We start from the raw sequence: 12,412 nt of genomic DNA, 5'->3' as shown, positions 1-12,412 counted from the left end.
CTTGGGGCAAAATCCTACCATCAGGTAGTCGTTTGACTGGCAATGTTGGGGCATTGCCAGTTTTTTTTCTACGCTCAGCTGATCTAATTTTGGGGATTGGATCAGGTATTTCCGCTAAGTTTTAGGTTATAGTAATTATGCTACATAGTCTGCTATTTGGTGGAATAATTGTTTTGATATTGCTAAGGGTTACATGCTTTTCCTTTGATTATGATATTGGTGTGATGGACTTCATAGGTCATTCCTGTAGATTGACATATCAATTCAAGTTTAGAAAACATGTTTTCATCATTTAAATCACCGGTAAATGTGCAATTGTAAATTCTCGTATCTTCTGGGATGATATTGATGCCATAGGTTAGTTCAATATCTTTCAAAACCTGAAGCAGCTGCACATTTTTATATATAAACCCAAACTCAACGATCGCTTGTGCACTCTTGAGTGGATTAGGGTTTTCCACAATTGTCGGTACTAATTTTTTGGAATCAGAATCAAAGACCACCTTTTGATTAGGTGTGATGTATACCTCTTTTTTACCTGCAAATATTCTTTGGTCATTCGCAGTTACCACGACTTTTCCTGTAACCACTTCCACTTCACTCTCCTGGAAATCACCTGACCGTACAAAAAAACTTGTTCCAACCACTTTGGTAATTAAATTGGAAGCATATACATAAAAAGGACTTTCGGCATTTTTGCTCACTTCAAAAAATGCCTCTCCCCACAAGAATACCTCTCTTCTATCCTGCTCAAAATCCTCAGGAAAGATTATCTTGGCTCCAACATCAAGGGTAACCATGCTTCCATCTGCCAACTTTAACCTCATGAGTGAATCCGTATGGTTTTCTATCGTAATAGGGCTTTCAATTGCCGCTATACGCTTTTGTTGCAAAAATCCGGATGGCCTGTTGTAAATATTGAAAAATAATGTGGCGCAAATTACAATTCCTATAACTGCCGCAGCAACCAATAACCTCGGCCGCAGCTGAACAGCACCTTTGTGAGGAATTGCCTTTCTCTCTATTTTTATTGACTCCGAATGCTGTATGTTGACATGAGTCCACACTCTTTCCTTTACCGATTCTAACTCCTGTTCACTTATCTCGGATAAACTGTTCTTTTTCCCTAAAGAATCGTACCATGCTTCCACGATTTCCCGTTCTTCATCGGAGCATTGTCCCGATTGGTAGCGTTCCAGTAAATTGTGAAGGTAATCTTTGCTCATAATTTGCTCTATTCAAGTGTATAGTCAATCAGACCGATTCAATCCCTAAATACTAGATGATATTTTTGTGATTTTTTTTTAATTTATTCCTTTTGGGATAATACAGGAATTTGAATGCATTAGATCCCCTTAATAAGACTACCAAGTCTTTACAATCAAAAAAAGAAGCCCTACCAAGTAATCTTTTAGATAAATCCGCATCTTTTTGAGGCTTTGGCTGATATGGTATTCTACCGCTTTTTCGGAAAGATCCAATAGGCTTGCAATTTCCTTTACTGGCTTGTTTTCCTCCCGACTCATTTTAAAGATAGTTCTTGTTTTTTCAGGTAGGGAATTCAAAGCTTGGCTGATACTTTCCGATAGTTCATTCAGTCTAGCCAAATGATCGGTACTGCTCTCAGAAGAATTAAAATGGTTTTTGGCAAAATGCTGGTACTTTTCCTTTACCAACTGAGATTTGTAAAAATTAATGATGGCATAGCGGATGGATTGATTCAGCCAGCCCGAAAGATGCTGAATGCCTACCATATTCCTTCTATCCCATAAGCTCATGAATAGATCTTGAGTCAGTCCCTCTGCAGTTTCCCTATCGCCCGTCTTTCTATATGCCTGCAAAAATATTGGTTTCCAATACCGGTTGTATATTTCCCGAAAGGCTTTTTCATCTTCTCCCTTTACTAAATGATCAACTAACTCTTCATCTCGTAGCAAAGAATAATCCATAGAGTTTTTGTTAATATTCAAAATGCCAAAGCCTTTCATTAATGAATGTAAACTAAGTAAAATAATTTTTAAAATAACATTATCAGCTTAATAAAAACAGTAAATCCCCAATCAGATCCCAGTTTCTTTACCAATTCAGAAATAACAAAAACTTTTCATACCATTAAATTTAAGCTCGGAGATAATTTGCCAGCCATATTTAATTAAAAGCCACTCGAAACGTAACAGGCGTCTGATTTGTTTTTTTGTTTGAATAATTTATTGAAGGACTGCGAATGCTCAAAACCAAGTCCGTAAGCGATTTCATTGGTGCTTAATTGCCTGATGTTTTCTTTTGATAAAATCATCTTTTTCCCCGATCCATCCCAAATGGGTATTTTTGAAATTGTCAGGGTATTTTAGTCCATATCCAAAAATCCTATCCATTGCCGAATGACCAAATAGAATTATACCAGCAAGTGTTAACTCCGAAACATTACACCAATATCCCAAAGCCAAGATGATAACTGCAAATAATTTATGGTGAAACAAATTGTAGAGCATAGCTCCTTTTCTAGTATTGACCAAATAGCCAACCATCGATAGGTCGGGCAACAGAAGTAAGGCAGGATAAACCCACCATGAATAGTCTAATTGATTAAACAAGATTATTGAGAGTAAAAACTGTCCCAATTCCTCAAGTTTCAGAAGATTCTCAATATTTTTAGTCATGACTTTTATATTTATGTTTTAAACTGTTTAAACGTTTTAAGTCATTTATATCCAGTTCATTAGTTATTTTTTCAATTCACTTCAGAAATGACAAAGGAACGATCAAGCCAATCGACTACCTGCATCCAGCTTTCCCGAGGGATTATTGAGTGTGTTGTATTTTCCATTACCAAAAACTCCTTTTTATTTCCAGGGATCAAATCATACAGTTCTTTAACTTTTTCCACAGTGAATAATTCGTCATTATCACCTATGCCTACCAATACGGGAATATTCATGTCATCTGGCAACCTGAGTGTTCTAACATCAAGCATCATCAGGAATCTCGGAGTATATTTCATAGTAAATAGACTGTCTTGAAGTACTGTCATTCCTTCTCTGTAATAATCAACTGATTGATGAGATGGACGGAATATGGCACTTGCAACAAATCTCACTTTATCTAGAAATGAAGGTGGTTTTGATAATCCATCTCTTCCTTCGTATGCGCCAGACAGCAAAACCAAACCTGCTATCTCGTAGGGAACTGCATTTGCAACAGTAAATGAAGCCGCGACACCTAAGCTATGTCCCAATACAACCACCTCAGAATACCCTAGTTCTTTTATAAATACCACCGCCTCAGCCAAATCGGATATCCATCTTTTCTTTCCCGGTGTATCACCTCTGTTTCCACCCGACAAGCCATGGCCCCTATAGTCTAATCCAAAAGTAGTGTAACCACTTTCAGAAAATGGTATTCCAACCATATCATAGGCTCCGCTATGGGCCGTAAAACCATGAAGAATCAATATTGCTACTTCCTTTCTTTCTGAGTTTACTAAATCAGGATTCCAGCGACGCAAAAACAAAGTCTCTCCATCGGAAGTGTGAATTAGGTGGTGTAGCCCTGAATAATTATCCCTTAGGACAGTTGCCCTATCTTCAGAAATCCCAACATGTTGGGCTTGCGAATAGGATGAAAAAAACATTAAACTTAGTACAAATCCCGAACTGGCAACTACAGCAACAATTAGAAATTTAAAGCTATTCTTTAGTTTCATTTTTTTAATCTTATATAAATTTTATAGTGTCATCTGATTTTTAGGGCAGTTACAATTCACTGCATTTCATGATATCACAAATCTCCCAACAAATCATCTATATATAGCCGCTTGGAATACATCATCAGGGAGCCATCCACATTCTTCGGCCATTCCTCCTTTGGTCTGTCCCAATAAAGCTCAACACCATTTCCATCTGGATCATCAAGGTAGATTGCAAGAGAAACCCCATGGTCTGAAGCCCCCGTTAATGGGTATTTCGAATCTTTAAGTCTATTGTAAATTACAGCCAAATCCCTTTTAGAAGGATAGACTAATGCGGTATGGAATAAACCCACTGTGTTTTTTTCCGCTTTGGAGCCTCCCTTGTTGAACCATGTATTTAGGCCAATATGATGATGGTATCCTCCTGCCGATATAAATGCAGCTTCATCACCATACAATAAAGTGATTTCGAAACCCAATAGACCGCAATAAAATTCCAAGGAGCGTTTCAGGTCCGTAACTTTAAGATGTACATGGCCTACTCTTGTCGAAGCTGGAATTATATAATTATCTTGCATTTTTTAATTATTTTTTTTTTTTGACAATCTTGATTCTGACACACAAGAAAACAAAAGATTTTAGCATTCAGTTTTCATGTGGATCAAGGCTCCTATTCTAGGGAATCAAGGATTCAATGTTCAATCTCTATTGCAATTTTACCGTAGAAATCAGCATCGCCAGCTTTTGTTTCCAAAAGACCATGGGCCTTACCTATATCTGATAAAGAGAAAGTTTTTGTTAAAACAGGTTTTAGCTTTCCATTCTCCACGAGCTTTGTCAGTTCATCAAGTTTATTTCTACTTTGTCTAGTAAAAACAAAGTGATACGTCGCATTTTTCCCCCAAGCTTCAATTAAATTTTGAGGTTTTTCAATATCTACTATAGAAACCACTTGTCCTAACTGACTCAGGATTTTTCCGCTTTCAGAAAGGGTATTATTGCCGATTGTATCAATGACCACATTTACTCCCTCATTGTTTGTCAATTGATTGATTTTCTGAATGTAACCTTCATTTTTGTAGTCAATGACATAGTCTGCCCCCAAGCCAAGAAGAAACTCATGATGGACTTTTCTTGCGGTTGTAAATACAGTTGCTCCCATTGCTTTGGCTATTTGAATAGTCGGTATTCCTACCCCACCTGCACCTCCGTGAATCAAAATAGTCTGATTAATTTTAAGTTGTGCTCTTGTCACAAGCATTTCCCAGGCAGTACCGGCAGCCAATGGAAGTGTTGCAGCTTCTAAATGGCTTATGTTTTTAGGCTTTAAGCCAATTATAGATTCATGGGCACAGTGATATTGCGCATAGCTTCCTTGTCCCTTAAAAATTTCAGGAGAATAATAGACTTCATCACCCACTTGGAAATTTTCGACTCCAGGGCCAATTTCCACAATTACACCTGAGATATCGTGACCCGTAATAACAGGTAAGACTAACTCATTTTTGTAATCTCCTCGACGAACTTGAAAATCCAAAGGATTGACAGAAGAGGCAAGAACCTTTACCAATACTTCTTTAAATTTTGGTGTAGGAGTAGGTATTTCTGTAATTTTAAAACTGTCAAAAGACCCGAATTCATTTAATACTGCTGCTTTCATGATAATATTTTTTTTAAGTTAAATGCTTCATATAATCGTTGAAAAAAAAATGTTTCAAATGGATGGCGAGTTTTGTTTCGGTACAAACTTGCAAAATGAAATTGATCACTTAATTCTTTCTGATCTAACTGTCCCTTTTTAGTTCTGACAAATCCTGAAAATTAAGACTAAAGCTTACCGGTAGTTCCTTCGCTTCAATTGAGTCATCAATATTGAGAAATGATTGCCAGATGTGGTTTTTATTAGAATATAAATCATTATCTATCAAAATCCATATCTTCAATAGTCAATGTTGTGCTTTTCCAAAAACTCATTCAGTTGTACTATTGTAGGATTTTTGATAAAGTCATCACCTGCCATTATTGTAGGGAATTTCAAATTCCCTTCATAAAGACCCCGAACTCTAGCATCTGCTTCAGGGTCTGTCTCTACGTTAAAATCATCGAACTCAATCCATTTACTTTGCAAATAGTTTCGCAGTGCAGATGACTTTGGACACCAATCAGTTCCGTATAGCTGTAATTTATGCTTATCCATTTTTTGTTGTATATTTTAAGATCAAAGGGTGTATTTTTTCTGCGTTTGCAACGATGAATGGTGTAAGGGACATTAGGATAATTGATACTGCCAAAAATATTTGATAGTTATTGGCACTGATCAATTCATATTTCAATCCGCTTTGCGCAAGCACAAAGGAAAATTCTCCAATTTGGGCAATTGAAAATCCAACAGCCAAAGCTACTTTCCAGTCCAGTCCCATCACTTTTACTGCCAGTATCCCAGCTATTGCTTTTACGAAAAATGCAAAAACTATCCAAAACAGGATCCAACCGAAATCAGTCAAAAATATCTCATAATTGAGAAGCATACCCATAGAGATAAAAAAGAAGCTCATAAACACATAGCGAAATGGCAAAAAGCAAGAAATCGCCATATGGCTGTAATCTGTTTCAGCTATGATCAAACCTGCGATAAAAGCTCCCAAGGCAAGTGAAAGACCAAGCTGCTCTGTTATTAAGGCAATCCCTGTTACTATAAATACTGTAGCAATCAAAAACACTTCTTGACTTTGTACTTTCATGACAGTCTTTAAGAAATAAGGAATTACAAAACGGGTCAGTATATAGGCAATTCCACCCATCAAAACCAGTTTGGCCAATAGCCAAACAAATGCTAAAGTAGAATCTCCACCCACTCCGGCGATAATAGGTGTAAACAACATCAGAGGGACAATTATAATATCCTGAAACAGCAAAACGGCAAGAATAAACTTACCATGAGGTGTTGCTATTTTATTGGAATCTTGCAAAGTTTTTATCACAATGGCAGTACTACTCAGTGCGTATAAAAAACCCCAAAACACACTTTCTTCCCAGCTAGGGCGCATTACAAGCCAAATAAGTCCCGAGGTAATGATAATGGTAAATAAAACTTGTGCTGTCCCACCCCCTAAAACATATTTTTGGATTTTTTTCAGGTTGGTAAATGAAAATTCAAGTCCAATAGTAAATAAAAGAAGTATAATTCCAATTTCCGCATAGACCTCAACCTCTTCCATATTTGCAAATAATCTTGAAGTATTAGGACTGAGCAGGACACCTGTAATTAGATATCCGATGATGTACCGAATCTTTAAGAATCTACAAATAATGACAACGGCTGTGGCTATGCCAAAAATGGCACATATGTTAATTAGTATATGGTGTTGCATAAGATTTATTTTAGAGTTCCCGATAACTAAGTGCACCTGATGGGCATGTACTTATTTGATTCTTCAACTCTTCTTTTGACGCGTTTTCTGCAGAAATCCAACGCTTTGCTTTTGGGTTATATACCGCTGGCAAAGTTTTTACGCAAACACCTGCATGTATGCATTTCTTTGGCTGCCATACTATGGTTAAATCATCTTTTTGATATTCTTTAATTATTTCCATAACTCCTTTTTTTTACTTCAATACGTCTTTATAATTATCCGTTTTTTTGAATACAGATGCAGCAAACGGGCATAAGGGGATAATTTTAACATTTTTCACCCTTGCCATTTCCACAATCTTATCTAGCATTTGATTGCCAACACCTTTGCCCGAATATGCCGGATCAACTTCTGTATGGTCTATAATTAGCAATGATTCTCCGGCAATGGAATAAGTCATCATACCGATCTGCTTTCCGCCATCCTTAGCCATTGAATACCCTTTGGCGTCTATTTCCTTAATTTCAATTTCCATAATTACTTTAATGTAAGTTTTAGTATATTTTCTTATTCAATTTAGCCAGTTGAAACAACAATTCAAATATCTGATAATAAAGCTCTTATAAATAAAATAAAAAAAAAACAGAGAACTCACTTGTATGTGTTCCTGGAAAAAATCCCATCCCTATATAAATTTATAAGGAAGCCAAACCCATCGGCTATTTTAATTCTCCATTTTCAACAGAAATCCAAAATCCATAAAATAAACTTATTCACCATACTGTAATGTATAATATCAAAAACCAGCAAAACCTAACACCAATAGTTCATCTTCAAATCAGTATAAAGATTAGGATAAACTTCTAGAAGTTTAGACTGTCCAAACGATTCGAACTGACCAGAGTGGTTTCTAAATTTTACTGGCATTGAGATCTTATGCCGATTTGATAAATTGAATATTTACAAACAGTTTTACAGTATCACTTACCACAATACTACCTGTCTCTGTGACTGCACTCCAGGTAAGGTTAAAATGCTTTCTGTTAATAGTTCCTGTAGCTTCAAAGCCAGCCTTGGTTTGCCCGTAGGGATCTACTGCTATACCATTAAAATCAACATCCAATTTAACCTCTTTTGTAATATCTCTAATAGTCAAATCCCCCACTAATGTTTCCCCATCGAAGGATTTAGATTTAAAAGATAACTCAGGATATTTCTCAGCATTGAAAAAATCATCTGACTTTAAATGCCCGTCCCTATCCTTATTTTTTGTATTGATAGAATTTGTTTTGGCGACGAAGGCAAATTCTGCATTTACAAAACCATCATTATCGGTTTCAGCAGTTGCATTGAAATCTTCAAAATGACCTGTTACTGTAGAAATCATCATGTGTTTTACCTTGAAGCCGATTTCTGAATGGGCTAAGTCAATTTTCCACTTTGTTTTTGCTTGAATGCTCATTATTTAATTGTTTAAATTATTATTTGTTTGTTTAATTTGATGCTATCCAAAAACTATCCAGAGATCATTTTGGTGTGTTAATTGGGGCCGAGGTTTTATTTCGATACGATCTGTTTAGAAATATCTTCAACACTACCTTGGACTTCGATTGAGGTTGTAGTTGGCATTAGTGCTTCAACATTTCCCTTGCATATTGAACACCTAAGCCATATGCACCGCCATTTTTTACAACCAAATCATTTACAGCCTTATAAGTTTCTTGTCTTGCCCAATCTCTTTGTAATTCGAGAAGATATTGCAAAGATGTAATTGGTTTCGCTCCTGCCTGAACCATGCGGGTAACCGACTGGTCATGTGCTTCCTTTGAAATATCGCCTGATGCATCGGTAATTACATAGACTTCATATCCTTCATCGATTGCAGACAATACCGGACCTACGATACATACACTGGTCCAGAGCCCACCCATAACCAATTTCTTTTTGCCTTTACCTGTGATGGCCTTATGGGCGTTGATATCTTCCCATGTATTCATTGTGGTGCGGTCTATATAGGTCGACTTATCCGGATAGGCTTCCAAGATCTCCGGAAACACCGGTCCACTAAATGATCCTTCCGCCACGGTGGTGATTACAGTTGGTATGTTGAATATGTTGGAAGCACCTACTACCAGTGCTACATTATTTCTCAATTCTTCCATTGAGATACTGTTTGTTGCAAATGCCATTTGGCCTTCATGGTCTATCATAACCAAAGCATGGTTAGTGGGACTCAACAATTCCGGGCTCGGTTTCTGAGCGAACACTGACACGCTCAATAATCCCAGAGAAATAAATAAAACTGCTTTTTTCATTAAAATTGGTTTATGACTTTTCAGACTGTTATAAATAATTGTTTGATATTTTTTTTGGCAATTCATGGGGACTTCCATCAACAGCAGTTCTTTTCCAGAATTCGTCTGAGTGATTATTTTTTTTTTATTTTGGCATTCAAAGTCTTATCTCGTATTCAGGATAACCATTAGAAGATTCTAAACTTAATCGTCAAACAAAAAGAAACTTGCAATCTTGATTTTTTGTAAAATTCTTCACCTTGTGTAGTTCGATTTGGTACTTTTAAAACTAATTATGTGCCAAAGTTACAAACATCTATATATCAGTTGTTTACAAACATTTTAACAGATCATATTTTTCTTAATTATTATACTTTTCTAATATTTTAGAATTTTTTTATGTATTTTCAATCTTCAAAATAGCCTTATATGAAAAGTAAAGATCCAGTTACCAAAGAGTTGTTATTTGAAGACCTCCCGTATGAAGTTATATGGCTGGACAAGGCAGGAAAAGTTGTCTACGCAAACAATAAATTATGCAAAAAGCTAGGGTATCTTCCCAGTGAAATATCAAGGCTTTCCATCCTTGATATTAACCCGACACTAAACGACAATGTTTGGAAAAATCATTGGCAGATTATAGAGAATAAAGGGTCGGCTGTTTTTCAAACGGTACATATGGATAAGAAGGGTAAATTCTTTGATGTAGAAGTTTTTTCAACATATTTTGAAGAAAATGGCAAAAAATATACCTGGGGGATTATAAGTGACACTACTGAATTTACTTTCCGCAAGAATCTAATGGAAAGTACGGAGTTTGCGGCAAATGTAGGTGGCTGGGAATTAAATGTCCACAATGGAACTTTGGTGGTCACAAACCAAACACTTAAATTATTCAATACCACAGAAAAAGACGATTTACAACCAAAAAGCCTCGTCAATTACTTCGCAGAAACGAATTCTGTCGAATCCCTTATGAAAAGTGCCATAGAAGATGCAATCCCTTTTGATGAAATTCTGGAAACAAATGAAGTGAAGAAACGATATATTAGGGTCGTTTGTAAACCGGTATTAAAGGAAGCGAAGTTGTATAAGATCACCCTAGTTTTTCAGGATATTTCAGAGCAAAAATCAAGAGAAAAATCACTCCGTCTATTCAAGGAGATTATTGATAAATCAACTGATTTGATTTATGTTTTTAATAGTAACGGGGATTTGTTGCATTATAGTGAATCCGTAAAAAAACAGTTGGGATATACAGATGAAGAAATAAACAACACCAATATTTACAGATTGGATCCCTCTGTGAGCCATGAACTTTGGCATACCCAATTTGCAGAAGTCAAGCAAAAAGGATCTATGATTCTAGATAGGTTGATTACCCGTAAAGACCTCACCAAATTTCCGGTTGAGTTAATATCCTATCATATATGCTATAACAACGAAGATTATAACTGCGCTATAGTAAGAGATGTTTCCGAAAAGAAAGCACGCGATTTGGAATTGTATCAGGCATTAGAAGAAATAAAAACTTTAAAGAATCGTCTTGAAAATGAAAACGAATACTTACAAGAAGAAATAAAAAGCAACATCAATTTTGACAAAATCATCTGTAAAAGCAAATCATATGGAAAGGTTTTAAAGCAAGTAGTGCAAGTAGCTCCAACTATGGCCACGGTGCTCATTACAGGAGAATCTGGTACAGGTAAAGAACTATTGGCAAATGCAATTCACTCAAACAGCCAAAGAAAAGATAGACCTCTAATCAAGGTAAATTGCGCTACTTTACCCAAAGAACTTATTGAAAGTGAATTGTTCGGACACAAAAAAGGAGCTTTTACCGGTGCAATTTCCGATAAGGCCGGGAAATTCACGCTTGCCGATGGAGGCACTATTTTTCTTGATGAAATAGGCGAGTTGCCAATCGAATTGCAATCTAAATTACTTCGTGTAATACAGGAAGGTGAATTTGATACACTAGGCGGTACAAAAACCATAAAAGTAGATGTACGCATCATAGCTGCCACCAACAGGCGTCTGGAAGATATGATAAAGGAAGGAAGTTTTAGGGAAGATCTTTATTACCGTTTGAATGTTTTTCCAATCTATAACATACCCCTGCGTGAAAGAAAAGAAGACATTCCATTACTAGCGCAATTTTTTTTGGAAAAATATGGAACAAAAGCAGGTAAAGCTTTTAAGCGTTTATCAAAAAAGACCTTGGACTTGTTAATGGATTATAATTTTCCAGGCAACATCAGAGAGCTTGAGAACTTAATCGAGCGGGCTGTGATTATTGAAAGCGGATCTATTTTGGATCCTGGCATTTGGATGCCCAAATCGGATATTAAAGCCTTCAGCGAAAAATTCAAGACTTTTGAAGACTTGCAACGTGATCATATTATTGATGTTCTCAATCATACTGATTGGAGGGTTACAGGAGATAAAGGAGCTGCGACAATATTAAACTTAAAGGGTAAAACCTTATTTGCCAAAATGAAACGTCTTGGAATCGAAAAACAGGTTTCATTGAAAATCTAAAGCATGAAATTAAAAAATAGAATCCCTAATTACTTCTATCATTTGCAATAGATTTCAAGCTAACCGACTTTTCAATACCCAACCTTTTCATTTTTGCAAAAAGGGTTTTGTCCTTCATCTTTAAAATTGCCGCAGCTCCATTGGGGCCGCTGATTCTCCAATTTGTATGTTCGAGTACCTTTATGATGTATTCTTTTTGTTTGTCTTCAAAGGACTGAAACTCATCGTTGAGGTCTAAGTTATCCTTCTCAGGTATCCAACTTCCAGGCCCCAGTGTTGTCCCATTCTCTACTATTACGGCGCGTTCTATCAAATTTTCCAGCTCTCTGATATTACCCGGAAAGTTGTAATTCATCAAACATTCAATTGTTTTTGTTGAAATACGCCTGAAAGCTTTCCCGGCTTTGGCAGAATACTTTTCCAAGAAATATTGGGCCAATAAGGGTATATCATCTTTTCTTTCTCTCAAAGGGATATTATAGATTGGAAAAACATTCAATCTATAATACAGATCTTCCCTAAACAAGCCTTTGCGT

The 12,412-nt window shown here is 36.3% G+C and carries 14 protein-coding genes and 1 pseudogene; 1 reads left to right on the top strand and 14 read right to left on the bottom strand.

Features of this window, described 5'->3' with window-relative positions:
* Positions 1-182: 182 nt before the first annotated feature.
* The 13 genes and pseudogenes from ACFSKL_RS11530 to ACFSKL_RS11470 all read right to left on the bottom strand — a co-directional run bounded on the left by ACFSKL_RS11530 (position 183) and on the right by ACFSKL_RS11470 (position 9,356).
* Complete coding sequence (locus ACFSKL_RS11530; protein WP_376886387.1) at positions 183-1,226, bottom strand: FecR family protein; 1,044 nt, start codon at positions 1,224-1,226, stop codon at positions 183-185.
* Between the two features lie 138 nt (positions 1,227-1,364).
* Positions 1,365-1,949, bottom strand: a complete 585-nt coding sequence (locus tag ACFSKL_RS11525) for an RNA polymerase sigma-70 factor (RefSeq protein ID WP_376886386.1) — start codon at positions 1,947-1,949, stop codon at positions 1,365-1,367.
* A 199-nt stretch (positions 1,950-2,148) separates the two neighbouring features.
* Positions 2,149-2,269, bottom strand: a pseudogene (locus ACFSKL_RS11520) (helix-turn-helix domain-containing protein); the annotation flags it as partial.
* On the bottom strand, positions 2,253-2,660 hold the full coding sequence (locus ACFSKL_RS11515; RefSeq protein ID WP_376886385.1) for a DUF4260 domain-containing protein: 408 nt from the start codon (positions 2,658-2,660) through the stop codon (positions 2,253-2,255). The pseudogene ACFSKL_RS11520 and the gene ACFSKL_RS11515, both read right to left, overlap by 17 nt.
* Before the next feature lie 71 nt (positions 2,661-2,731).
* Positions 2,732-3,703 carry an alpha/beta hydrolase gene (locus ACFSKL_RS11510; protein ID WP_376886384.1) on the bottom strand — a complete coding sequence of 324 codons (972 nt, stop codon included), beginning with the start codon at positions 3,701-3,703 and terminating at the stop codon, positions 2,732-2,734.
* A gap of 74 nt (positions 3,704-3,777) precedes the next feature.
* Complete coding sequence (locus tag ACFSKL_RS11505; protein ID WP_376886383.1) at positions 3,778-4,266, bottom strand: VOC family protein; 489 nt, start codon at positions 4,264-4,266, stop codon at positions 3,778-3,780.
* A gap of 113 nt (positions 4,267-4,379) precedes the next feature.
* The gene (locus tag ACFSKL_RS11500) at positions 4,380-5,348 is read right to left on the bottom strand and encodes a zinc-dependent alcohol dehydrogenase family protein (protein WP_376886382.1); all 969 of its coding nucleotides are present in this window, start codon (positions 5,346-5,348) and stop codon (positions 4,380-4,382) included.
* Positions 5,349-5,627: 279 nt separating this feature from the next.
* Positions 5,628-5,885 carry a glutaredoxin family protein gene (locus tag ACFSKL_RS11495; protein ID WP_376886381.1) on the bottom strand — a complete coding sequence of 86 codons (258 nt, stop codon included), beginning with the start codon at positions 5,883-5,885 and terminating at the stop codon, positions 5,628-5,630.
* On the bottom strand, positions 5,878-7,059 hold the full coding sequence (locus ACFSKL_RS11490) for a cation:proton antiporter (protein ID WP_376886380.1): 1,182 nt from the start codon (positions 7,057-7,059) through the stop codon (positions 5,878-5,880). The genes ACFSKL_RS11495 and ACFSKL_RS11490 overlap by 8 nt, the downstream gene beginning before the upstream one ends.
* A gap of 10 nt (positions 7,060-7,069) precedes the next feature.
* Complete coding sequence (locus ACFSKL_RS11485) at positions 7,070-7,282, bottom strand: (4Fe-4S)-binding protein (protein WP_376886379.1); 213 nt, start codon at positions 7,280-7,282, stop codon at positions 7,070-7,072.
* Between the two features lie 12 nt (positions 7,283-7,294).
* Entirely contained in the window at positions 7,295-7,576 is a 282-nt protein-coding gene (locus ACFSKL_RS11480; protein ID WP_376886377.1) for a GNAT family N-acetyltransferase, read from the bottom strand.
* Between the two features lie 399 nt (positions 7,577-7,975).
* Positions 7,976-8,503: a YceI family protein gene (locus ACFSKL_RS11475; RefSeq protein WP_376886375.1), complete on the bottom strand. Its 528-nt coding sequence runs from the start codon at positions 8,501-8,503 to the stop codon at positions 7,976-7,978.
* 166 nt (positions 8,504-8,669) lie between these two features.
* The gene (locus ACFSKL_RS11470; RefSeq protein ID WP_376886374.1) at positions 8,670-9,356 is read right to left on the bottom strand and encodes a hydrolase; all 687 of its coding nucleotides are present in this window, start codon (positions 9,354-9,356) and stop codon (positions 8,670-8,672) included.
* 408 nt (positions 9,357-9,764) lie between these two features.
* Here ACFSKL_RS11470 and ACFSKL_RS11465 point away from each other — a divergent pair, with 408 nt between their 5' ends.
* Complete coding sequence (locus ACFSKL_RS11465; protein ID WP_376886373.1) at positions 9,765-11,876, top strand: sigma 54-interacting transcriptional regulator; 2,112 nt, start codon at positions 9,765-9,767, stop codon at positions 11,874-11,876.
* Positions 11,877-11,901: 25 nt separating this feature from the next.
* Here the strand turns inward: ACFSKL_RS11465 and ACFSKL_RS11460 are convergent.
* Positions 11,902-12,412 (bottom strand): sigma-54-dependent Fis family transcriptional regulator (locus ACFSKL_RS11460; RefSeq protein WP_376886371.1); only part of this gene is annotated, 511 nt, incomplete at its 5' end.

It is taken from the genome of Belliella marina (assembly GCF_042682445.1).
GTDB lineage: Bacteria > Bacteroidota > Bacteroidia > Cytophagales > Cyclobacteriaceae > Belliella > Belliella marina.
This window is presented reverse-complemented; position numbering and strand designations above follow the sequence as displayed.